The following is a 24,669-nucleotide window of genomic DNA, read 5'->3' as shown; positions in this document are numbered from 1 at the left end:
TACAAGCCATAACGAAATAGACTTGTAGACATTATATTTTTTGTCGCACAAGCTCCACCTTCCTTCTCAATATAACGCTTACGAGGTTAGCTGTCGGATTCGGGCCTATGAGTAGCCCTACCTTTTTCAAGGATTCACCCCATTGGATTAAGAACTAATCCATAAGAACGGGTCCCCCGCACCATGCGGTTTCAGCGATTTAGAAAATTGAAACTGTGGATTATAATACTCCTTTATTTTCAAAATGTAAACAAAAATTTTTAAAAAGAAAAAATTTAAATGATTGCGCATAATCCGCCGGTAAATATACATAATGAATACTAAAAAATCGATAAAGGAGACCTACATGTCTAAAGAAAAGAAGCCTATTTTTTCCGATTCCTATTTAGATGCATTAGCAAATGAAATTAATCAATTATACGGTAAACGTGAACAGGAAATAAATTTGACAGATAGAACGAAAAGAAATAAATAAGTTGTCATAAAAAAAGAAAGCAATACACTTATATATTGCTTTCTTTTTTATTTTTTCATACATCCAATTCTATTGCTGATTTGTTAAAGGTCATTTCTTCATACACCTTTAAATTTTGATATACCGCACCCAATAACGGTGCTTCTATAGAAAATTGTTCTGCTACATCTAGTAAGTATCCTTGTAAGTGCTTCCCTTCAATAGACGCACCTTTTTCCATATCCCGCTGCATCGATGACTTCATATTATACGAAATTTTATCAATTGTTTTCATATGTTCCTGGGCAATATCTTCCTTAACTGGTGCCCCTATATATTTCATAATTTGCACACACTCTTCAAATAAATTTCGGATAAAATCGCGGCCACCTTCGCTTTCACGAATCGGTCCTATCGGTGCACGCATTAATGTTGTCACGCCTGACATTGCAGTAATAAATAAATATTTATGCCACATATCTTGCGTAATATTTTCACTTAAAACAAAACTAGATTTCGTACCTGCAAATGCTTTAGCAATATGCTGTATTCTCTCTGAATCTTGAGACTTCATTTCTCCAAATACAAGTCTGTTAGCAGCACTCGTTTGTACAATCTCTCCTTGATCGTTTAACGTCGTCTCAATAAAGCATAAACCGCCGATCACTTTCTCTTCACCAAATTCTTTTTGTAATAGTGATACATGAGCAACACCATTTAGTAGTGGAATAATTACAGTATTTTCACCTACAAACGGCTTCAAATCTTGAATTGCATCGTTTAAGTGATACGCTTTTGTTGAAAATAGAATAACATCAAACGGAGAAGTTCTATCTTCTTTCGTTATTAATTTCGGTTGGAAGGAAAAATCCCCGTTAACACTACGAATAACAAGTCCCTTTTCCTCTAATTGCTGTTTTCTTTTGCTACGAACAAGAAACGTAACATCTTCTCCTTTTTCGACTAATCGGCCACCAAAAAATCCTCCAACGCCTCCAGCCCCTAATACTAAAATACGCATACAACATCCCCCTTTTCAAAATACAATTTTATAACTTTTAGTATACATAACATTATACATGTCCCCTACTAAATAAGCTGAATTTTCATACTCAATCAAGTATAAAACAGTGGTTATTTTCAAATAAATTTGGGCATGTTGTTTTTATAGCATATATGAAAGGAAACAATGTAAATGGAGGCAATACAAACAATCGAGGAAAAAGATGTAACAACAGCCATATTTCAATTCATATTCCCGTTTTCTTTTAAAACTGGATATGAACAAAATATGTTCCCTTTCTTACAGAAAAATGATTTTCATCCTTTTCGACTCGATCATCTTGAAAATGAAAATACATACTACGGAAAGTTTCAAGTTTCACATCAAAATATGGAAGCATACTATCTTTCATTTACAAATAAAATTCTCTTTCCTCACTCAGAGCATCAAAAAGGATTGCAGCGCTATTCTAAAGACCTTAACTTAACTGGACATTTAACAACAAATCTTATTTCCGTTCCATTCAAGATTCATTCTATTGATGTAACCCTTTGTCCTTATGAGCTTGGCTTCTTAACAATCCGGACAGAAGTAGAAACGACTCCAAACATGACATTATCAGAAGCGATTGAATTCGCCGCCCGTTTCCGTGTACTTGAAACTAAAAATGATACAAACGAGACTATTTGTATTGAATGTAATGGAAAAAAGTATTCCCAAGTGGAAAGATTCATTTTTGGTTACTTATTTCATGGCGTAACAGATTTCTTTGAGAAGAAGAGATTAAGAAGCTCTTACTTTCAAACCTTTCCTTTCTTTGAAGACCAAAGAATGTACGTTCAAACTTTGTTATCTATAAAAGAAGATATGGAACTGAATGAAGTGGATGTTTATCGCACTTCTAGCCTTTCCGGGTTAACAAGTGATGGTAATGCATATGTGAGTGCAAATAATCTGCCTTATATTCATGGTTATTTAAAACAACACGCTTACCAAAGATGGGCTCCAAATCGCTATTTCATAATGGAAGAACATATATTCACATGTGTAACAAATGAAGGAGAACGCGGATTTACTAAACTTGCGAGTCAAATGTATGGGGAGTTTTATTACGCTTTATTATTAAATCTATTTCATAAGATTGTTTTATTAAAAATGGCAAACGCTTATGCTGAACTAAACATTGAACAAGATACAAATGAAATAGAGAAATTAATTTATTCAATCAATTCGTTTACAGCGAATTACTTTTCTTTAGAGCTAGTATCCCAGTCACAAAGTGAAGATATTTTCTTTCGCTTAAGAAAGCTTTTTAATATTGAGATACTATACTCAAATGCAAAACAAAATCTTGATAGTTTATTTAAATATCAAGAAAATGTCGCTTCCAAAAAAGATAGCCTATTATTATTAATTTTAACGCTCTACTCTGTAGTAGGCCAAATGTTAGGGTTTACTATGATTGATTTGTTAAGAAACACCAATTCAAACAAAATATCATCGCCACTTGAATTTTTCGCACTTTTAATAGCAATTAGCGGCATCGTCATTTCACTTATTTTAGGTGCGCAAAGTTTATACCAATGGAGTCTACAACATAAACGAAGAAAAGCATGGGTAAAACAAACTGTACTTTCTGCTGTGAAAGAGAAAGATGAGGAGAAGTAAAGAAAGTTACTTTCAAATTACAAATACGTAGTACGCGTTTCAGTAAATGAAATTTTTACCGGCGATTTTTCGATTATATCACCGCTACTCGAAATATATCAGCAATTTTTCAAATATATCGGCGCAACTCAAAGTATATCAGCGATTTTTAAGATATATCGACTTACCGACAAAAATTAACAAAAAACATATCAGAAAAAAGTACTCCAAACTAAAATTTGGAGTACTTTTTTTACACTAATGTAGCTTACTTCCCTGCTTCGATTTTCTCTAATGCAGCAGCTACTTGCTCTTCAGTTAATTCATGTTGTATTACGTAGCGGTTACGTGGGCTTACACGACATTCATGAGAACATGCACGTAAATATTTCGCTTCGTTTTCTTCAGAACATAAAATTTTCTTATTACATTCTGGATTTGAACAGTTTACATAGCGCTCACAAGGTTCACCTGAGAAGTGGTCTTTACCAACGATAACATGTTCTTTTTGGTTTACTGGTACAGCGATACGCTCATCGAATACGTAACATTGTCCATCCCAAAGCTCACCTTGTACTTCTGGGTCTTTACCGTACGTTACAATACCACCGTGAAGCTGGCTTACATCTTCGTAACCTTCACGAACTAACCAACCAGAGAACTTCTCACAACGAATTCCGCCTGTACAATAAGTTAAAATCTTTTTGCCTTCAAGTACTTCTTTATTTTCGCGAATCCAATCTGGTAATTCACGGAATGATTCAATATCAGGTTTGATTGCACCTTTGAAGTGACCTAGATCAAATTCATAATCATTTCGTGCATCAATGATAACTGTATCTTCTTGTTTCATTGCTTCATAAAAATCTTTTGGCTCTAAATACTTACCAGTAACTTCGTGTGGGTTAATGTCATCTTCTAGACGAAGTGTAACTAATTCTGGACGAGGACGCACGTGCATTTTCTTGAATGCATGCCCCTCTTCTTCATCTATTTTAAATACGATACCGTCAAAACGTGGATCGTTGTTCATCGCTTCCATGTATTTCTCGGTTTGTTCTACAGTACCAGAACAAGTTCCGTTAATACCTTCTTTTGCTACAAGAATTCTACCTTTTAATTCAAGTGAATTACAAAATGCTAAATGCTCTGCCGCGAATTCTTCTGGGTTTTCAATTGTTGTGTACATGTAATATAGTAATACTCTATATGGTTTTGTAGTTGCCAATGTATTTCTACCACCTATCTAATTTTTAAAATCATGTATAAGTTAACGTTCATATCAAAACATATATAATAAGAAAATGAATCCCATTTTCTTTTCTTTATACTATTTTCTATCAGTTAACAAAAATAAAAACAAGATTACACACCAAAACACTATGGTTATGTTGCAATCCCAATATATTATATATCATACAAATGCAATTCCATCAATTAATATGCTATATTATCGGCTTTATGTTCACATAAATTTCAAAAATAGCCCTTTAATTTATTATCTTCCCCCTTATCTAGAAACCATAAACTTCCAAAAGCTTTTCACATCGTCACACCATTCATTGCGTAAAGGCATATAATTTGCACTAAGGAAACATTTATGTTCAAATAAAAGTATCACCAATACATTTAAATGTATTGAAATAATGCGTAAGAATAAATACAATAATTTCATCATGTTAACATTTTAAAGGGGAAAACGACTATGAATAAAGATATATCAAAAGATGAACAAGTCCCTTCTCAAAGTACAACTGTTCAATCAGCGCATTTAGCATTAAGCGGACAAACGAAAGGTTTAAAAAGACTATTACCCTTTTTAGGTCCTGCTTTCATCGCTTCAGTCGCTTATATTGATCCTGGCAATTTCGCGACAAATATTGCTGCTGGATCACAATATGGATATTTATTACTCTGGGTAATTCTCGCTTCTAATTTAATGGCTGTATTAATCCAAACTTTATCAGCTAAATTAGGAATCGCTACAGGCAGAAACCTTCCTGAAATAGCTCGCGAAAACTTCCCAAAACCTGTATCCATCGGCTTATGGATACAAGGTGAACTCGTTATTATGGCTACTGATTTAGCTGAATTTATCGGGGCAGCACTCGGATTGTATTTATTATTTGGAATTCCGATGCTACCTGCCGCTTTAATTACAGCAGTTGGATCATTTATTATTCTTGAGTTTCAACGCAGAGGATTTCGTCCATTAGAAGCTATCATAACAGGAATGATTTTCATCGTTGTTATCGCTTTTGGTGTACAAGTCTTTTATGCAAAACCGGAATTAAGTCCTCTACTTTCTGGGCTCTTCATTCCAAAATTCCAAGGTGTAGACAGTATATTACTAGCAGCAGGAATTTTAGGTGCGACAGTTATGCCGCACGCAATCTATTTACATTCCGCCTTAACACAGCGCCGCGTAGTCGGAACAAATGATGAACAAAAGAAAAAGATTTTCCGCTTCGAGTTTATTGATATTATTATCGCAATGGTTATCGCTGGAGCAATCAACGCAAGTATGTTAATAGTAGCAGCTGCACTATTCTTTAAAAACGGCTTGCATGTTGAAGACCTTGATGTTGCTTTTAACCAGTTTAGTACTTTAGTCGGTCCTGTATCAGCTGCTTTATTTGGAATTGGGCTCTTATCAGCAGGACTATCTAGCTCTTCTGTCGGTACAATGTCAGGTGATATTATTATGCAAGGTTTCATTCGAATGCATATTCCGTTATACTTACGCCGCTTTATTACAATGATTCCACCATTAGTTATTATCGCTTTAGGTGTAAATCCAACTTACGCTCTAGTCATGAGCCAAGTCGTCTTATCATTCGGTATTGCCTTTGCGTTAGTACCACTTATTATGTTTACAAGCAGTAAAAAAATTATGGGTGCGCTCGTTAATCACCGCATAACAACCTTTATCGCTTGGATCATTGCTGCACTGGTTATCATTTTAAATATTTTCTTACTGTATCAAACTTTTGTTGGGTAATGAAAAAAGGGTATTCCAATAATACTGGAATACCTTTTTTCATTACCACTTATGTATGTACCTCTTTCCGGCATTATCGCGCCTTTCTCAGTTCGAAAGTACAGTGGTAATCCTTCCGAAAGAAAAATGCTCACTTTGGATGGATCCTGCCTTTGATGATGAATATGCAAATGCGGCTCACTTGAACTTCCGGAGTTACCGACTTGAGCAAGAACCTCTCCTTCATTTACATGTTGACCTTCCCTCACTTTAATTGATCCTTTCTTTAAATGGGCCAGAACCAAAAATGTCCCTGATTCATCTAGTCGTATATAAATATGATTCCCCGCCATTGACTGAAAATCATCCTCTCCTGAAACTACATCTTTTTCATCATTATTGATAGATACAACTGTTCCAGAAGCTGGTGCCATTACTTCCGCTCCATATATTCCATAGTCCTCTAACTTACTACTTTTCACTTCAGCAGGCGGAATAAGAATATCATATGCCCAGCGTTCATTTGGTTTTATAACATGATAGTTCGTTTCTAATCGATCACCGCCCCAGCCCACTAATGCTCGTTCATTCAAAGGAAAGCGAACTACTGCTTTAGGGTTCATAGAATGTACATCTGCTGGGTAAGCAAGTCCCCCTATGTTAGCAAACCACCCTAAAGGCCAAGCTCCCATTATAGAGAAAAGAACGATGAAGAATAGCGGTCTATCTATTCGCTTTCTGAAAACGCCTTTCCACACAAATAGTAATACTGTCCCTATCAAAATAAAGATTGATACTATGCTAAAGGCTTGTATACTCCACCAAAAAATGACTGATATAAAACCTTTAGCTAAATAAACTACACTCCAACTTATAATTAAAAACGCAACTAAAATTATTAATACATATTTCTTCCACACGTTGTATCCCCACTCTCATATCTTTGTTCTACATAATACGAAGTAAAAATTACGACATATAAAAGAAATACTTACGACTTTCTTACAATTCTTTATAATGTGGTAAAACGATGGTGAAAACAGTTTCTTTCTCGTTACTGCGCACAGTAATATCCCCTTTATGAAGCTCTGCTATACTTCTCGCAATTGCAAGTCCCATTCCTTTTCCACCCGTATGAGAGCTACGTGATTTTTCACCACGATAAAACTTCTCAAAAACGTAAGGAAGGTTCTCATCCCGAATATATTGTCCAAAATTTTTTATTTCTATTTCAACATTCAGGTCTCTTTTAGAAATTTGAATCAAAATCTGTTTTCCGTCTTTCCCGTACATAATACTATTACTAATTACATTTTCGAACAGCCTCACCATAAGTGCTACATCCATTTCCACATGTAACTCCTTATCACCATTAATACAAAAGCTCATATCGGCATCATCTAGTTGTGGTACAAAATCAATCATGATTTGTTCAATGAACGCTTTCATATTTACTACACTTTTATGTAATTCAATCTCCCTATAATTTATTTGACAATATTCTAATAAATCATCTACTTGATTTTTTAATTCATAACTTTTTCGCTTTAATATACTTACATACTGTTCACATTCTTCTTTATTTGAATGAAGCTGATTTCCTAACAGGTCCGCGTAACCGATTAGAGATGTTACAGGTGTTCGTAAGTCATGAGAAATATTGCTAATCATTTCATTTTTCGTTTCCTGCGATTTTTTTTCATTTTCAATAGACTCTTTTAAACTTTTAGCCATTCTATTAACATTCGCTGCTAATTCACCAATCTCGTCATTTTTTGAAATAGGTATATGTATTTCCAAATTACCACTACTTATTTGCTTTACACTCTTGTTAATTTCAGATAATCTTTTCATCATTGTTTTTGTCATGAATGCAAAGTATATTGTAGTAAAAGTTAAAAAAGCTATTAAATATAACAATGAATATTTTTCCTCTAATCTGGTAACTTGACTATATATATTTCCAACTACAATTTGAAACGCTATTATACTTACAGTTGCTAACATAATGCTACATATGAATGCGATAAAAAACTTAGCTCTAATACCTTGTAATGATTTAATCTTCAATTTTATATCCGACTCCCCAAACATTTTGAATAAACTTCGGCTCTTTTGGATTCTCTTCAATTTTATTTCTTAATCTTGCAATATGAACCATTACTGTATTATTACTTTCATAGGCCCTTTCTTTCCAAACACTCTCATATATTTCTTCAATAGTAAATACACGATTCTTTGCAGCGGCCATTAAGTGCAAAATATCATATTCAGTTCTCGTAAGATTGATTGTTTCTTCATATAACATTACTGTTCTAGACACTTCATCTATTTCTAAACCTCTAATGTTTATTTTCTTTTCTATTTCTTGGGCAGCATTTTGATTGAAATATGTATATCTTCTTAATTGAGCTTTCACTCTCGCTATAAATTCAATTGTACTGAACGGCTTCACAATATAATCATCTGCTCCAGTACTAAATCCTATTACCTTATCTACGTCCGATGATTTCGCACTTAAAAACATAATTGGTAAACTATGTTTCTCTCTAATCCTTCTACACAATTCTATTCCATCCATTTGTGGCATCATAATATCCAAAATGGCAAGTTGAATTCTGTTACTATTTATTATTTTTAAAGCCTCTTCTCCATTATGAGCACTAAAAACTTTAAAACCTTCTTGCATTAAATTCACGTTTACAAATCGAACAATATCTTGATCATCATCTACAATTAAAATTGAATTCTTCTCCATATACAAACCTCTTTTTGAAATATATTCCACAATCAATTTTATCATAAATTAAAACCGTACTTCCCACTTGAATAATCTTTATTTTCAGACTAGATTATATAATAACAACACATTCAAGTTTCAGAAGAAATGGAGTGAAACCATGTTTCCTATATTGAAAACCGACCGACTCATTCTACGAGAACTTACCGAAGAAGATGCACCAAGTATACTAAAATGCTTTTCTAATACTGACGTACTGCGCTATTATGGCCAAAAACCATTACAGGATATTGATCAAGTGAAACAAATCATTCATAACTTTAAGTTGAGTTACAATGCAAGAAGCGGTATAAAATGGGGAATCGAATTAAAAAGCAAGAAAGAACTCATTGGAACAATTGGTTTTCACGATTGGTCTTCTGAGCATAAACGGGCCAATTTAAGTTATGCCTTTTTACCTGAACACTGGGGAAAAGGATATGCAACTGAAGCTGTTTCTGAAGTTATATCATACGGTTTCCATACCATTCATTTAAAGCGTATTGGTGCAATTGTATTTCTTGAAAATGAAGCTTCTAATAAAGTGCTATTAAATTTAGGGTTTGAAAAAGAAGGAGTTCTTAAAAATTATATGTATCAAGATGATATCCCCTATGACACGAACTATTATTCTTTATTAAAATGAGTTTAATAGAAATTATGCGTAAAAACTCGTTTCAGCATAATGAATCAGGATAGTGGATCTTTAACGAAAGATAGGAAAGCGAGCGTTTTTCATTTCTTAGATCATCAGTACAATAAATTATATAATTTAAAAAAGGGACATGAGCATATTCTTACTCATTTCCCTTTTTTACGTTCTTTTTCTGTTTTCTTAATGCTTTTGGAATGTATACACAGAAAGGTTCACTTTCCATGTAATCTCCCGTTATTGCATATGCTCTAGAACGAGATCCCCCACAAATATATCGAAACTCACAAACACCACACTTTCCTTTATAATTGTCAGGATTACGAAGGTTTTGAAGAACAGGGGAGTTTCGATAGATTTCAGCTAGCGATGTTGTTCTAATATTCCCAGTTTTAATCGGCAATAACCCACTTGGATATACATCTCCAATATGAGAAATAAATACAAAACCGTTCCCATCATTCACCCCTTTTGGAGCACGCCCAAGCCCATCAATTCGCCCCGTTGTTCCATTCATCAATACATCCTGATATTGAATGACCTGATTTTCCTTTTTATGTTCTTTCATTTTTTCTTGAATCACAACACGTCTATAGTGCTGACCAGCTGTTGTTTTAATGTCAAAAGAAACCTTTTTACTAAGCTGATATAGCCAACGGAATACCCTTTCATGTTGAGCTGGTGAAATCATATCTTTTTCCTTACCTCGCCCTGTTGGAACTAAGAAAAATATACTCCAGAGTACACATTCTAATTCTTCTATTAATACTGCCATCTCTTCAAGTACATCCACATTATAATTAGAAACAACAGTATTAATTTGAATAGGAATTTTTAATTCATGCAAATAACGAATCGCATTCATCGTTAATTGAAATGACCCTTCTGTCCCTCTAAAATGATCGTGTATTTCAGCTGTTGGTCCATCTAAACTAAATGCCCATCTAGCAAGTCCTACTTCTTTTGCTTTTTGAATCGTTTCTTTCGTAACGTTCGGGGTGGCACTTGGCGTCATAGATACTCGAACACCTTTTTTCACTGCATATTCCGCAATATCATATACATCTGAACGCATTAATGGATCTCCACCAGTAAATACAAGCATTGGATTTTCCATTTCATATATATCATCAATTAGTTTTTTTCCTTCTTCGAATGTTAGCTCTAGAGGATGACGATGATACTGTGCTTCTGCACGACAATGCAGACATTTTAATTGACATGCCCTTGTCAACTCCCATATTACAATAAATGGATTTTCATTAAAATCAAGATTTATCAATATTAACCCTCCCATAAATTGATATTCTAATTGTAAAGTTATATATGTATTTATGTTGTGAGATGCATCACAAATAACTCTCTTCTTACCCTGCTGTTGATCTAATGTTTCTACCTTCCTCTTCAACAATTACAGAATCTCTTTTTTAATATAAATACCCCTTTAGACTAAATTATCTAAAGGGGCAAAACTACACAACTTTTTATTAACATCGCGGCTTTCTTCAACTCATCAAATTTAAATTAAGTTTTTTAAAATTGTATTTTTAAATTTTTTCAACATCATTACCTCTTTTCTAAAGCCATAAAGAATGTACTATCCGGTAGCGCAACCACATTGCCAGACTCATCTTTAAACTCGATTTTCTCGCTAAGATGTTGTGTATATCCATCCTGTAAATAGTTCATAGCTTGAACGATGTTTATTTTATCTCCAAAGATACCCTTTACGAAATCCTTATATTCGTTTGGCGTAAATATTCCAAACTGCTCTTGCACCTCGTGAACGAAGGAATCCTCGCCCCATGTATACGTATATAAGAACTCCATTGCATCGTTAATAGGCATTTTGACTGTATCGTCTGCAAGTACCTCATACTGGATTATGCGCCCCTTAAATTCACGGACATACTGCTCTAAGAACTTCATTCCACCTGCATCTTTAAAATGAATCACACGCATTAACGTTTTATCTTCTGTCATGATGCCATCACGAATGATAATACGACCTCCTGGCTTTAACACTTCGTAAGCACTCTGCAGCCCCTTTTTAATTACTTCATGATTGAATTTCTTACCTTCATACTCGATATAAGAGAACAGCTCATGAAGGATAGAAGAATATACAATCGTATCAACCGATTCTTTTTCAAACGAGCTGCTTAAGTTGATTGCATCCCCTTTAATGACGTCCCAAGAACGCCCCTCGTTCTGCTTCTTCTTTTTCAACGTATCAATTACGTTTTCAGAAATATCGATACCGTAGATTCGTTTGTCCTCGGTCTCTTCTTCGATCATGTCTAACATGACACCGCCACCGGCTCCGACATCTACAATCGTATCTCCCTTTATATAATCAAGAATAATCCGTTTATCATCAGCTGAGCTATTCATATGCTCCAGATACACTTCTTCATTATGGAATCTATCATATGCATCCTTACGTAACCCGAAGAAATCAAAGAGCAATACATTTGCCCGAGCATGCATCATATCTATCTTTTCTGCCTCTACACAGAAGGTAATTAACGCCTCACCTACAGCTGAAAACTGAAACGACACATACGCAGTCTTCATATCTTCATCGACTTTCACCTTAAAAGAAACATGCGTTGTATTCGGCTTCTCGTTCTCACGATACTCCCGTAGATACTTCTCAATAACCCGCTTACGATACACGTTGTCCTTTTTCTCACCTTTGAAATCATAGTGCAACTGCTGCATCAATTTCTCGAAATGTATATGCTGAATCTTTCTAGTGCCTATCTCATTCTTTAACATAACAAACACTGTCCAAATATCCTCAAAGCTAAGGGCATGCATAGACGGTTCTACATACCACAAATCCTTATCAGATAAGAATGTTTGAAAGTCACTCTTCTCGCTCCCCATAATTATATCTTTTTCAAATACTGACTCCTTATGTTTTGGCGTGAGTCTATGTATGCGAGAAGTAAATGGCTCCACATAACCATCAAACAGACCATCAATTGTAATCTTCACATCATTCTTTACTTCGCTCCACAAAGTTTTTGATACACCCTCAATAATACACTGGTTAAGATAGTATAGAATCTCCTTTAACCTAACGTCTCCGTATTCTTCTTTATATGTGTTAATTAAATCAACATGAGAGTCCAAACGAGCCTCCCCGCGGATATACTGCCCAATTAATCCATGTGTTCTAATTAAATCTCGAATAAACAAATACTCAGTAGAGTTTAAGTTTGTCTCTACACGTCCAATAAACTGAATATCACTAAAAATATCAGCAGAACCCTCGTTATGTACGAATAGATTAATCCCGTTTTTCTTCCATTGCTCCCGCTGTTTTAAAGATCCTACCTTTGCAAGCTCACTATACGTTAGTACCTTTTCAATAATACGATACGCTTCTTCATCTAAAGGCAGTCCATCTAACACTTGTAGCGTACGGTGTACATAGTACAACACCGCATCTGTTTTTAATGTTCCAAGCACTTGTACATTCTCATAGTTTTGATGTATCTCCTCTGCCTCAATTAAATACTTTAACCACGTAGGGAGAGTATCCGAAAACCCTTCAATGTATTTATTTAGAATTTCAATGTTTTTCAACTTATTTACCCCCATATATAATCAATATCTGTAGTAAGGTCTAAGACACCTTCTCCAAAAAGAACATCACCTTATGTCCCTCCCCCTAAATACTACTACTTGCTTTTTACCATCTACATCTCTTTCGAATAAAAATGTATCAAACCCAGTCTTTTTATTATATAAAAGAGAGTTATAAATTCCGTTACTACCATGCCAAAGTTGTAACATATTTTTTGTTCATCTCTTATTTTAACTTCATGAGGAATTTCGAAAGATCACCTCTTAAATTGATAAACATATGTTGTGACAAAATCAACTGAAAATGGAAACGGCAAGCGGGTGCACTCCACTTGCCGTTTTTTCATAGCTTAGTATGTACTTGAATTTCTTTCGCTTTCTCTTTTTCACCCTTCACGCGTACAATTAAATCATATGATCCGGATTTTGGCGCTTCAAAAGAAAGCAGACCTTCTTTTTGAGAAGTAACTTCTTCTTCATAAATAACCTTATCATCTTTTGTAACTTGCAATAAAATCGTACCTTCCTCAACGGCTGCTTCATAAGGAATTTCCACATTTCCTTTTTCAGCTTTAACCGTTTGCACATCGTAATACCCTTGCAACGAACCAATTTTTAAAGTCGTTTCGCCATTTTTTTGAACCTTTGTGACTTGTGTTGCTGTATTGCATGCACTTAACAATACAACAAGAGTAAGAATCATAAATAAACGTAGTAATTTCATAAAAATTCCCCTTTTTTTATGTATATGAATTAAGATTCATTCTTTAACTATTAAAAAAACACCAATAGCTTAAAAGAATCACCACTTTTCTTCAATTTCTTTTTTAAATAATTTTTGAAACTCTAATCATTAAAAATCCTACTCTTTCTTACTTTAATTGTTTCTAAAATGTAGAAAAGAACCCCTAAACCAAATATCTTTTCAGCATTAGAAATGTTATTACCTAATTTAATAATAGGTACATTCAATCCGAATCTTTCGCTCCATTCCAAAGGCATATATCCTCTTTTACAGTTTATTAATATCCGGTTATCCATTGTACGTAAAGAAGTTTCGAAAAAATCAAATTCAACTTCTACTTCAGAAAGTTTTATCTCTTTTTCATTCATTAAAGAACCACGTACCATTCCAAATCCTTGTATCATATTTTCTTTAAACATACCTACACAATTATAATTTGAGTCATAAATAGCCCAATCATAGTTTTCAACTTCACTATGAAAATATGCAAGAATTTCCCCATCCTTTGCTTCCAATCCAATAACTTGCTTGTTTTTAAAAAAAGGTAATTTTGAAGAAATTATATCAGTTGAAACCATAGTTGTTCCTACTATATAGGTCCCATCGGGAGTATATAAACCGTAATGTTTATTATTTTGAGGTAATTCTAGTAAAACATAAGTATCAATATCCCAAAACTTCAAATCATTTTTAGCTATATTCTCTTTTAATAAATTCCCTTTTCTTAATTGCCAAAATCCAATTCCCCAAAAAACAAACGAAGCTACAACCATAAATATTATTTCTCCCCAATTAACATCACCCCAACTATTATACAGACAATATAATCCAAAGAGAAAAATCCCTGTCCCAATTAAACACTTAAACCGTCCCTTTTTTTTATAATACTCAAATAATTCCACCCAAACACCTCTATCAATCCATCTTAATACCAAAATTACCTTTTAAGTATACCAAGGACAAAATATATAATCTAATATTTTTTGTATATAATTAAAACAAATATAGTTATAGCAAGAGAATGCTTGTATGCTAATCTCCACTGCATTCCCTTATTCCATGTATGCTATATTTCTATTCTTCTTTTTCCAATATTACATCCCTACAAAGAATAGAAATTACATTCAATTTTTAAACAAGTCGGGAACACCACCAAAGGATTTCCCTGCCCTCTGTTAAAAAAACCTTACTTTTAATAAGTAAGGTTTTTTGTATTTATTCTTTAGTGATATAAGCATTCTTATAAGTATAAACACCACCAAATTGATGCTTCTCAATTCCTTTTACATAATCCTTTTGTACGTAAGCTGATCCCATTTGATAAAGCGGTGCGACCGCAGCATCCTCTAGTAAAATACCCTCGGCCTCTTGCAATGTTTCCCACCTTTTCTTCTGATCTAGTACTAAATCGCTTTTCGCTTTCTTTATTAATTCATCGTAGTGTCGGTTAGAATAATTCATTTTGTTATTTTGATTATCCGTCGTAAAGAGTTCTAAATAACTAATTGGGTCTTTATAATCTGGTCCCCAATTTGCCATAGATATATCGTAATCTCCTGTTTGTTCTAACTGTAATTTTTGCTTAAATGGCTGTTGTTTAATTTGTATCGCGAGTCCTTGCAAATGCTTTTCTAAGTCACCTTTTATATATTCTGCCATACGTTTTGCATTATCTTGTTCATATGTTAAAAATTCGAGGTTTACTTCGTCTACTCCCAGTTCTTTTTTCGCTTCTGCCCAAATCTTTTTTGCATTTTGCAAATCATAAGGAGAAAGATCTCCGTTTTCTTTTCTAAAATCTTTACCCGTCTCTTCATGTATATGACCAGCCGGTACAAGTCCGCTTGCAGACTTGGCCCCGTTATTAATAAAGTGAGCAACGAAATCTTCTTTATTTAACGCTAATGAAATAGATTGACGCACCTTTTTATTTGCTAACGCATTATTTTTCTCATTAAAACGTAGCATAGCAATTCCAGGATCGCTCGACATATGTAATTCCTTATTCTCTTTATACTTGTCTACAAATTGAGAATTAATAGGCACCCGATCCAAATCACCAGCCTCGTATAAATTAACAGCCGTCATTGTATCCTTTACAATTTGAAAGTTTATCTCGTCTAATTTCACTTTCTTTTCATCCCAATATGTAACGTTCTTCTTTAATTGAAACTCTTGTTCATGCTTCCATTTCTCTAATACAAATGGCCCATTATATATGAGATTACTAGGTTCCAATGCATAATTTTTCCCTTGTTCTTTCAAAAATGATTCATGCTGTGGTAAATAAATAGGTAGTGCTAACAGCTGTAAAAAATACGGGATTGGCTGATCGAGTTCCACTTCTAACTTATAATCATTTATAACTTTAACCCCAAGTTCATCAAGAGGCATTGTTCCTTTATTTATCTCTTTCGCATTTTTCACGTAAAAGAGCATGTACGCATATTGAGACGCTGTTTCACGGTTAATTGCACGTTTCCATGCAAACATAAAATCATTAGCTGTCACACTGTCTCCATTTGACCATTTTGCATCTTTACGCAAATCAAATGTATATTTTTTACCATCTTCACTTCTTTTAAACGATTTTGCTACTGCTGGAATAGGCTGATCTTGATCATCTAATACATATAAACCTTCAAATATGTTTTGCATAACGTGTGCTGATGTACCATCCATCGTTTTCGCAGTATCAAGAGAAGGAATTTCTTCTGATACTGTTACATTTAATACTTGTTTTTTTGCCTCTGTATCACTTTTATTCGCTTTATTATTACATGCTGTTAATAATAAAGATGTAACAAGTGCCATTACCATTAAATGGCTCTTTTTTCGCTTCATGAGTTGTTCTCCTTAAGTATAAAATATTATAAAGCGTTATATATTATAGCAGAAATATGAACAGAAAGATGCGACATTCTTTTGAATATTTATTCGTTCACGAAAAAAAGCTACCCTTTTAAAAAGGATAGCTTTTTCAAATACCTATCTTTGTAAACCTCGTTTATAACGACTCGCTTCAAATATAATACGCTCTTCATCTAACGTTATACATTCGCCATTCCAAACGACACGTTTTCCGTTAATAATTACATCGCTTATATCTTTTCCACTAGCAGCATATACAAGGTGCGATAACACTTCATCTGCTGGTTGTAAATGCGGCTTATTAGATGGGTCAATCGTAATAAAATCAGCATATTTTCCGACCTCAAGTGATCCTGTTTGTTTCATTCCGATTACTTCAGCAGCTCCTTTAGTCGCAAGTGTAAGAGCCGTTTCAACTGGTAACGCTGTTGCATCTTGATGAATACCTTTTTGTAATAATGTTGCTATACGCATTTCTTCAAACATATCTAAATTGTTGTTAGATGCCACACTATCTGTTGCAATTCCTACTTTCATTCCTGCTTCTAGCATCGCTTTTACATTTGCTATACCAGATCCTAGTTTTAAATTACTATTTGGATTATGTGCTACTCGAACATCATATTCTGCTAAAAATGCACGCTCATTTTCATTTAATACTACACCGTGTGCAATAACCGTTGGACGTTTAAACAACCCGCAACTTGCTGCATATTCTACTGGACGTTTTCCGTACTGTGCTTCAATATCACGTACTTCACGGTCTGTTTCCGAAAGATGAATATGAACCATCGTTTGATTTTCTACTGCAATACGTGCGCATTCTTCTAATAATTCTGTGGAACATGTATATGGACTATGCGGTGCAACCATCGTAGTTAACATACCACTTTCATTATAGTAACGCTTTACATATTTTTCAGCTTCTTCGATTGCTTTCTTCTCATCATCTTTCGTTCCGAAGCTAAATAAAGTTCTTGAAACAGCAGCTCGCATTCCACTCTTTGATACCGTTTCCATAATTGCATCTTGATCTACTCCAATTGGATTAAACATATCAGAGAATGATGTTGTACCACTTTTCACCATTTCAAGTAATCCTAATTCCGTACTAGCGACCGCAAGCTCTGGAGTAAACTGACTTTCAAGTGGCCAAATTCTCGTCTCCAGCCATGGTTGTAATAACATATCATCGCCAATACCTCTTAAGAGACTCATTACAACGTGTGTATGTGTATTTACAAGCCCTGGTAAAACCCACTTTCCTTTCATGTCAATTATTTCATCTACTGCAAAATCATTAGCGAATTCTCCGCTCTTTACATCTATAATTTGATCATTTTCTACAATGATATATCCATTTTCTATCACTTCATTTTGTTCATTCATCGTTACGATTGTAGCGTTTACATAAGTTGTTTTCAAAAGTATTTCCCCTTTCAACTCTATGAAGTTCCCTTTAATAAGTTACCACCATTATAGTAACTTATTAAAGATTAAGAGTCAAAAGATAATTTCAATTCTTTCATTATCTTTTCCTTCAAAATGCTATATTGTTTTTCATTTGTATCTGCAAATGCTTCTTCTCGATTTGATTCCACATCCAAATAGTTCAGGTTTTCATTGAATTGAGTCTCTGTAAAATCAAACCTATGTCCATCTATACAGTTATAAAAGTGCCACTCCTCTCCTATTTTTGTCTTCTTAATTTTCCCTCCGTATATATCTTGCACGACTAAAGCCGTTACACCACACTGTCCCTTTGCTGGATTTTCACTTGTCCACTTTGAACTTGTTTCAATCGACCACGATTTTATTAATGCTTCATATATTCTTTTTCTCTTTATATGATCCATTTTCAGCTTCTCCTACTATTAATTGTTTTACACATCATATTTCAAAAGGGGCAATAAACGATTCTCAAAAACCGTTGATGGTGTCTCTCCTATTAACTGCGCTCCCATCTTCAAGTAAAACCCTTTTGCATTCGGATCACTATCAATTGTAAAACTTTTTATTCCTAGTTCATTTGCTTTTTCTAATACATACTCCCAAAGTATTTTCCCGTACCCTTTCCCTTTGTAACGAGGATGAATGTACAGGAAATCAAGAGCTTTATCATTACGTAAAAATGAGAAAAATCCAATCTTCGTATTATCGTTTTCTAAAACATATACAAAATTATTATTTGTGTACTCTTCTGTAATTGTTAAATCTTCCTTACAAGCAAGTATGAATTCTTCGCTATAGTTCCACGTTGCTTTGGAATGTAGTGCGAGTTCACTTAATTTATTTGCTTCACTTAATAATGCTTTTCTTATCTTCATGATTCTTTCTCCTCACCTTTGATATACAAACTATTAAAATATTTCGAAAATTAATTCAAAAAACCTCTTATTTCCGTAAATAAGAGGTTACTTTTATAATTCTTCATAATAGGTAAAAATTTTAAAAAAGAAAAAACGCCATTCCTGAAAATTGGCGTTCTATTTCTTTTAAACTTTATAGCATATTATTTTAAGAATCATTTTTACACTTCTATACAGTTTCTACTACTGCTTCAAGCATTGTTCCATTTTGAGCATAATTCGTATGCCAAGAAAAAGCTTTTTCTAAAACATGAGGGGTTTGTCCACCTCTTGTTTGTGCTTCTTCGAAATAAACTCTTAGCTGGTTACGATACATTGGATGTGCGCAATTCTCAATAATTAGCTCCACTCTTTCTCTTGGCGCTAGTCCTCTTAAGTCCGCATATCCTTGTTCAGTGACGATAACATCTACATCGTGTTCCGTATGGTCTACATGCGAAACGAAAGGAACGATACTTGAAATGTTACCACCTTTTGCAATCGATTTAGTAACAAAGATAGCTAGGCGTGCATTTCTCGCAAAATCACCAGAACCACCAATACCATTCATCATTTTTGTGCCTAAAACGTGAGTAGAGTTAACATTTCCGTATATATCTAATTCTAAAGCAGTATTAATCGAGATCAATCCAAGGCGGCGAATGATTTCAGGGTGATTAGAAATCTCTTGCGGGCGCATCATTAATTTGTCACGATATTTTTCAAAGTTAGAAAATACTTGTTGCATTTTCTCTTCAGAAAGCGTGATCGAGCAGCAAGAAGCAAAATTAACTTTCCCAGCGTCCATTAGATCAAAGACCGCATCTTGTAAAACTTCAGAATACACTTCTAAATCTTCAAACTCAGAATCTAGCATGCCGTGCAATACTGCATTAGCAACTGAACCAATACCAGATTGTAACGGCGCTAAACGATTTGTTAATCGGCCTACTTTAACTTCTTCTCGAAGGAACTCTATTAAATGTTGTGCCATAATAACAGTTTCTTCATCTGGAGGAACAATTGTCGATGGTGAATCCAGTTGATTCGTAAACACAATCCCCTTCACTTTTTCAGCATCAATCGGGATACCGATCGTTCCAATTCGATCATCCGTTTTTACGAGCGGAATTGGAAGCCTTTCCCCTTGTTTACCTGGTTCATATAAATCATGCAGCCCCTCTAGTTGCGTAGATTGAGCCATATTCATTTCAATAATAATGGACTTAGCACTTAAGGAGAATGCTAATGAATTTCCAATTGAAGTGGTTGGAATAATCATTCCGTCTTCAGTAATCGCAACCGCTTCCAAAATAGCGACATCTATATCCATAACGTCAGCACGAAGTAACTCTGCTGTATGAGATAAGTGCTGATCTACAAATAAAAAGTCTCCGTTATTAATTCCTTTTCGCATAGTCGCATCGGCTTGGAAAGGCAATCTTTTCCCTAAAATTCCTGCCTCAGCAAATAATTTATCTACATCCGAACCTAAGGAAGCCCCTGTATAAACATTTACTTTAAAAGATTTATCATTTTTAACTCGGTTTACAAGTGCAAATGGAACTGCTTTTACATCCCCAGCACGTGTAAATCCACTTAAACCTAAAGTCATCCCGCTTTCAATCCATGAAGCTGCTTCTTCGGGTGTAACTACTCGATCTTTGAATCGTTGATCCCTAATTCTATCTAAATTATTCTCCATATGTAATCCCTCTCCCAATGAATATTCATAATTATTTTACACATTAACACTGTCAAAATAGGGATTTTCTTACACAATGCCGAAAATTCAGATAAAACAGCAAATCTAGGTTCTAAAGCAGAAAGTTTTAGAATCCTAGAAGCTTACGAAAATAGCTAGCATATGATTGACTCACTGGTACCCTCTCTCCGTTATCCATAGAAAGTACAAAAGTAGAATGCGTATCAGGATAAATCGCTTTAATATGATTAACATTTACAATAAAGGAACGGTGACATCTAATAAACGAATCTTTCGGTAGCAAGTATTCGAATTCTTGTAGCGAGTACTTATGTGTTCCAGTTAACTCTTCTGAATTCACATACGTCTTTTTATCTTTAGCTTCTAAATACTTCACCTTTGAAAAAGGAACCGGAACCCATCCGTCTGTTGTTTTTAAAGTAACGACTGACTTTCCATCCGTTAAAGCAGGATAAATTGCCGTCACGCACCCTTCAATCTTCCCATTATTTGAAAACGGTACGGCCATTCCATGATAAGGAATACCGAAAACATTTCGGTTAATAAACTCAGAGGCTTTTTGCTTCGTTACCATTGCTTTATGAGCAATCGTCCCTTCCTTAATAGGATCCCCAGCGCTAATCTTTAAATCAATTCGTTTACTTGGCCGATAGTACATATATTCTTTCGTATTCGAAACGGCGATTGATATTTCATCTGAAAATAATTCCCCAACAACATCTAGTAGTATACCTAATGTTTTATCTTCCATAGTATGAACACCTCATTTACTATTATACTACTATTATGAACGAGCAGCTGTTGCTTTTACATGTAGTGCAAGTTCACTTCATTCACTAGCTTCAATTACTATCAATTTTCTTACTTGTATAATTGTTACTCTGCACTATCAAAATATGAACTACTAAAGCATTGCCACAAGCATTAAAAAATCTTTATTTTTATAAACTTTAAATCAACTTGCTTCTTACATTACTTGCATTATAAAATAAAAAAGTATTCTAAAAAACATTTCATCTAGGGGGAATTGCCTATGCCGTTGGATTCCATTTCAGGTAACGAATATTCCAACATTTAAAGGAGTGCCTGAAATTTGTTAAACTCATATATTAATTCATTTTTATATAAAAATAATAAAAAATTTAATGGAACAATTTTAATAGCCCATAAAGAAAAGACTCTTTATAAGCAGTCATTTGGAAAAGCTAATTATAATTGGGACATACCTAATAGATCTACAACGAAGTTTCGTATCGGATCAATAACTAAAATCTTCACAGCAGTTTCAATTTTAATGCTTGTGGAAGAGGAAAAATTACAGCTACATGATACTTTAGATCAATTCATTCCCGATTTCCCAAAAGGAAATCAAATTATGATCAAGCATTTATTAATTCATACCGCTGGAGTCGGTAATATTACGGCTCAACATGACTTTTTATTACAAGCTTGTCAACCTCGAACACCAGATGAACTAATACAATGGGTTATCGCATGTCCCTTTGAATCTAACCCTGGTGAAAAATTCAATTATTCGAATTCAGGTTATATTATATTAGGAAAAATTATTGAAGTTATAAGCGGAATGTCTTATGAGGAATGTCTTATGAGGAATTTCTTAAAAAGAAAATTTTCTATCCACTCTCTATAATAAACACAGGCGTTGATTTGAATCATATGATTCAAAAACATAAAGCAACTGGGTATGAGTTACATCCAAACCATGGCCTACAGAACGCATCATTTATTCATATGTCTAATTCATATTCAGCTGGTGGATTAGTTTCTACAGCCGAAGATTTATATAGATTTGATAAGGCGCTAAAAGAAAATCGCTTATTATCAAGTAGGTTGACGTCTCGTATGCTTACTGCAGAATCTTACGGATATGGTTACGGTTGGAATATTGCTATGACCGAGAAAAATAATAAACTTATATTTCATCACGGAGGAATTAATGGCTTTACGTCCTCCTATTTACGATTAATTGACAAAGAGGCTACAATCATCATTTTAAGCAATGTATCTACACTATTAACATCGACTCTTGCTAACGAAATAGCTTCTTATATAGAAAATAATTTTTAAATCTATTATGATTTGAAAAACCGTTCAGCATTTTGAACGGTTTTTCAAACAATTTAGTTCACCTTAGCCCCATAACATCTTGCTACTGCAACTGCCTGTGCTATATCTAATTTCACATTTTTTAAATCAAAACTTGTAAAGTCAATTCTATCAACTATCGCTCCCTTTAAATTTGCACCGCTAAGTTTCGCCTTACCTAATTGTGCACCGGTTAAATCCGCTTCACGTAAATCTACTTTTTCTAAATTACATTCATATAGGTCAGCTTCCATTAAACGTATGCCTTTTAACATTTGTTTACTTAAGTTCGCAAACCTTAAATTCGTATATGACCAATCGCCCGATATTATAGTTATTCCGTCTAAATTCGCTTCTTCAAAATCGGAACCAGTCATTTTACATTCTTCAAACTTCGCTACAAATAAATTCGCACCAACAAACTTACAATTTGCAAATGTAGTCCCTTGATGAATAGAAGCATTAAAAAGAGCACCGGTAAAATCACATTCTATGAAATTACAATTTTCAGTAGAAACTTCCGATGCATCTATCCCTCTAAAACGGCATTTTATGAAAGTACAATTTTTCAATTCCTCTTCTTTAATCAAAACATCTTGAAAATCTATTTCTACATATTCTTTATTTACAAATTCACTCATAACTACTCCTCCATCTCCTTAAAGAAACCTCACTTCAAAAAAGTGAGGTTTCTTCTCATACAATATGCTTATCTAACCAAGAAATCAAATCTTGAAATACTTCATCTCGATTTACTTCATGGAACATTTCATGTCTGCCATTTTCATATAAACACAGTGTTACATCTTTCACGCCACATTTTTTATAATTTTCATATACTTCTTTTACACCTTTCCCCATATCCCCAACAGGATCACGATTTCCTGAAAAAATATGTATTGGAAGGTTTTTCGGTGTTTTCTTGAACTCTTCTAGTTTATTTACTTCTAATACACCAGAAAATAATTCTCGATAAAAACTCGTCGTACAAATGAATCCACATAACGGATCTGCAATATATTTATCTACTTGATGATTATCTGAAGATAACCAATCAAATTTTGTACGATTTGGTTTAAAGTGTGAATTGAAGTTTCCGAAAGATAAAAAGTTTAGCATCGGACTTTTCGTTTTTTCCCCGCGTAATTTCATCTCAATTGTCGCTACTTTATGACCGATACTTCCTAAAAGCCCTGGATTTCCACCAGTTCCTGAAATAAGGAATCCATCATATAATTCACCTTTCAGTTGTACAGCACGTCTTGATAAAAAAGAACCCATACTATGTCCAAGTAAAAATAACGGGCATGTCTGCTCTTTTCTTATCGTTTCTGATACAAAAATAACATCAGAAACAGCCTCACTCCAACCTACATTTGGTTTAAAATGACCATAATCTTCTTCTCTTTTCACTGTTTTCCCATGACCTTTATGATCATGCGCATAAACACCATAGCCTGCTTTTAATAACGCAGCAATAAAGTCTGTATAAACACCTGCATGTTCTGTCATACCATGTGCAATTTGAATAATCCCTCGCGGATCTCTTTCTGGTAGCCACTTACGTAAATAAATTTCCGATCCATCCAATGCCGTAACGAAACTTTCCTGTACGTTCATTTCGTCAGCCCCCAACTCTATTATGTATATCAACAAATGAATATCCATTCATTATTCTTATTATGTATTATATGCAATTGCTTTCATTATGACAAATGCCGCACTTTTCCAATTAGCTCAATAACTATTATGTTGACGAAC

21 protein-coding genes, 1 pseudogene and 1 riboswitch are annotated in these 24,669 nt (G+C 34.2%); of the genes and pseudogenes, 5 read left to right on the top strand and 17 right to left on the bottom strand.

Annotated features, from left to right (window positions below):
- Positions 1-60: 60 nt before the first annotated feature.
- Positions 61-207, bottom strand: a riboswitch (cyclic di-AMP (ydaO/yuaA leader).
- 139 nt (positions 208-346) lie between these two features.
- Entirely contained in the window at positions 347-475 is a 129-nt protein-coding gene (locus AC3WTI_RS00365; protein ID WP_000031869.1) for a hypothetical protein, read from the top strand.
- A gap of 55 nt (positions 476-530) precedes the next feature.
- Here the strand turns inward: AC3WTI_RS00365 and panE are convergent, their stop codons facing one another.
- Positions 531-1,475, bottom strand: coding sequence for a 2-dehydropantoate 2-reductase (panE, locus tag AC3WTI_RS00360; RefSeq protein WP_087955678.1), 945 nt, complete (start codon positions 1,473-1,475; stop codon positions 531-533).
- Between the two features lie 174 nt (positions 1,476-1,649).
- Here panE and AC3WTI_RS00355 point away from each other — a divergent pair, with 174 nt between their 5' ends.
- The gene (locus AC3WTI_RS00355; protein WP_087955676.1) at positions 1,650-3,125 is read left to right on the top strand and encodes a hypothetical protein; all 1,476 of its coding nucleotides are present in this window, start codon (positions 1,650-1,652) and stop codon (positions 3,123-3,125) included.
- Positions 3,126-3,372: 247 nt separating this feature from the next.
- On the opposite strand, the gene trhO is transcribed toward AC3WTI_RS00355, so the two are convergent.
- Positions 3,373-4,332 carry an oxygen-dependent tRNA uridine(34) hydroxylase TrhO gene (gene trhO, locus AC3WTI_RS00350; RefSeq protein ID WP_087955672.1) on the bottom strand — a complete coding sequence of 320 codons (960 nt, stop codon included), beginning with the start codon at positions 4,330-4,332 and terminating at the stop codon, positions 3,373-3,375.
- A 477-nt stretch (positions 4,333-4,809) separates the two neighbouring features.
- Here trhO and AC3WTI_RS00345 point away from each other — a divergent pair, with 477 nt between their 5' ends.
- Positions 4,810-6,105 carry an Nramp family divalent metal transporter gene (locus tag AC3WTI_RS00345; protein ID WP_048527295.1) on the top strand — a complete coding sequence of 432 codons (1,296 nt, stop codon included), beginning with the start codon at positions 4,810-4,812 and terminating at the stop codon, positions 6,103-6,105.
- Here AC3WTI_RS00345 and AC3WTI_RS00340 read toward each other — a convergent pair.
- The 3 genes from AC3WTI_RS00340 to AC3WTI_RS00330 all read right to left on the bottom strand — a co-directional run bounded on the left by AC3WTI_RS00340 (position 6,087) and on the right by AC3WTI_RS00330 (position 8,842).
- Positions 6,087-7,004 (bottom strand): M23 family metallopeptidase, encoded by a 918-nt coding sequence (locus AC3WTI_RS00340; RefSeq protein ID WP_097842081.1) that lies wholly within the window; start codon positions 7,002-7,004, stop codon positions 6,087-6,089. The genes AC3WTI_RS00345 and AC3WTI_RS00340 overlap by 19 nt on opposite strands.
- An 82-nt stretch (positions 7,005-7,086) precedes the next feature.
- Entirely contained in the window at positions 7,087-8,154 is a 1,068-nt protein-coding gene (locus AC3WTI_RS00335) for a sensor histidine kinase (protein ID WP_142286558.1), read from the bottom strand.
- Entirely contained in the window at positions 8,144-8,842 is a 699-nt protein-coding gene (locus tag AC3WTI_RS00330; RefSeq protein WP_097842082.1) for a response regulator transcription factor, read from the bottom strand. Before AC3WTI_RS00330 ends, AC3WTI_RS00335 begins: the two co-directional genes overlap by 11 nt.
- 142 nt (positions 8,843-8,984) lie before the next feature.
- Between AC3WTI_RS00330 and AC3WTI_RS00325 the strand changes: the two genes are divergently transcribed.
- On the top strand, positions 8,985-9,509 hold the full coding sequence (locus tag AC3WTI_RS00325) for a GNAT family N-acetyltransferase (RefSeq protein ID WP_087955666.1): 525 nt from the start codon (positions 8,985-8,987) through the stop codon (positions 9,507-9,509).
- 151 nt (positions 9,510-9,660) lie between these two features.
- On the opposite strand, the gene AC3WTI_RS00320 is transcribed toward AC3WTI_RS00325, so the two are convergent.
- From AC3WTI_RS00320 to AC3WTI_RS00275, 10 genes are all read right to left on the bottom strand, one after another.
- Positions 9,661-10,812 carry a TIGR04053 family radical SAM/SPASM domain-containing protein gene (locus AC3WTI_RS00320; RefSeq protein ID WP_179861197.1) on the bottom strand — a complete coding sequence of 384 codons (1,152 nt, stop codon included), beginning with the start codon at positions 10,810-10,812 and terminating at the stop codon, positions 9,661-9,663.
- Positions 10,813-11,081: 269 nt separating this feature from the next.
- Complete coding sequence (locus AC3WTI_RS00315) at positions 11,082-13,127, bottom strand: class I SAM-dependent methyltransferase (RefSeq protein WP_097842083.1); 2,046 nt, start codon at positions 13,125-13,127, stop codon at positions 11,082-11,084.
- Positions 13,128-13,455: 328 nt separating this feature from the next.
- Entirely contained in the window at positions 13,456-13,836 is a 381-nt protein-coding gene (locus AC3WTI_RS00310; RefSeq protein WP_087955659.1) for a BA_1872 family lipoprotein, read from the bottom strand.
- 122 nt (positions 13,837-13,958) lie between these two features.
- On the bottom strand, positions 13,959-14,759 hold the full coding sequence (locus AC3WTI_RS00305) for an ABC transporter ATP-binding protein (protein ID WP_142305935.1): 801 nt from the start codon (positions 14,757-14,759) through the stop codon (positions 13,959-13,961).
- A gap of 313 nt (positions 14,760-15,072) precedes the next feature.
- Entirely contained in the window at positions 15,073-16,701 is a 1,629-nt protein-coding gene (locus AC3WTI_RS00300) for a peptide ABC transporter substrate-binding protein (RefSeq protein ID WP_087955654.1), read from the bottom strand.
- 144 nt (positions 16,702-16,845) lie between these two features.
- Entirely contained in the window at positions 16,846-18,171 is a 1,326-nt protein-coding gene (locus tag AC3WTI_RS00295; RefSeq protein WP_142286561.1) for a bifunctional S-methyl-5'-thioadenosine deaminase/S-adenosylhomocysteine deaminase, read from the bottom strand.
- A gap of 53 nt (positions 18,172-18,224) precedes the next feature.
- Positions 18,225-18,584: a YunG family protein gene (locus AC3WTI_RS00290; RefSeq protein ID WP_087955650.1), complete on the bottom strand. Its 360-nt coding sequence runs from the start codon at positions 18,582-18,584 to the stop codon at positions 18,225-18,227.
- A 27-nt stretch (positions 18,585-18,611) separates the two neighbouring features.
- Positions 18,612-19,055 (bottom strand): GNAT family N-acetyltransferase, encoded by a 444-nt coding sequence (locus tag AC3WTI_RS00285; protein ID WP_087955648.1) that lies wholly within the window; start codon positions 19,053-19,055, stop codon positions 18,612-18,614.
- Positions 19,056-19,266: 211 nt separating this feature from the next.
- Positions 19,267-20,781: a succinyl-CoA:acetate CoA-transferase ScpC gene (gene scpC / locus AC3WTI_RS00280; protein WP_087955646.1), complete on the bottom strand. Its 1,515-nt coding sequence runs from the start codon at positions 20,779-20,781 to the stop codon at positions 19,267-19,269.
- Positions 20,782-20,908: 127 nt separating this feature from the next.
- Positions 20,909-21,553 (bottom strand): LytTR family DNA-binding domain-containing protein, encoded by a 645-nt coding sequence (locus tag AC3WTI_RS00275; protein WP_087955643.1) that lies wholly within the window; start codon positions 21,551-21,553, stop codon positions 20,909-20,911.
- A 342-nt stretch (positions 21,554-21,895) separates the two neighbouring features.
- Here AC3WTI_RS00275 and AC3WTI_RS00270 point away from each other — a divergent pair.
- A pseudogene (locus AC3WTI_RS00270) lies at positions 21,896-22,890 on the top strand (serine hydrolase domain-containing protein).
- A gap of 53 nt (positions 22,891-22,943) precedes the next feature.
- On the opposite strand, the gene AC3WTI_RS00265 reads toward AC3WTI_RS00270, so the two are convergent.
- Positions 22,944-23,549: a pentapeptide repeat-containing protein gene (locus tag AC3WTI_RS00265; protein ID WP_087955639.1), complete on the bottom strand. Its 606-nt coding sequence runs from the start codon at positions 23,547-23,549 to the stop codon at positions 22,944-22,946.
- A 55-nt stretch (positions 23,550-23,604) separates the two neighbouring features.
- Complete coding sequence (locus AC3WTI_RS00260; protein WP_097842085.1) at positions 23,605-24,528, bottom strand: alpha/beta hydrolase; 924 nt, start codon at positions 24,526-24,528, stop codon at positions 23,605-23,607.
- Between the last annotated feature and the right edge of the window lie 141 nt (positions 24,529-24,669).

The organism is Bacillus sp. EB106-02-03-XG38 (genome assembly GCF_058792175.1).
Note: the sequence above shows the minus strand (reverse complement) of the source record. Positions and strands in the feature narration are given on the sequence as shown.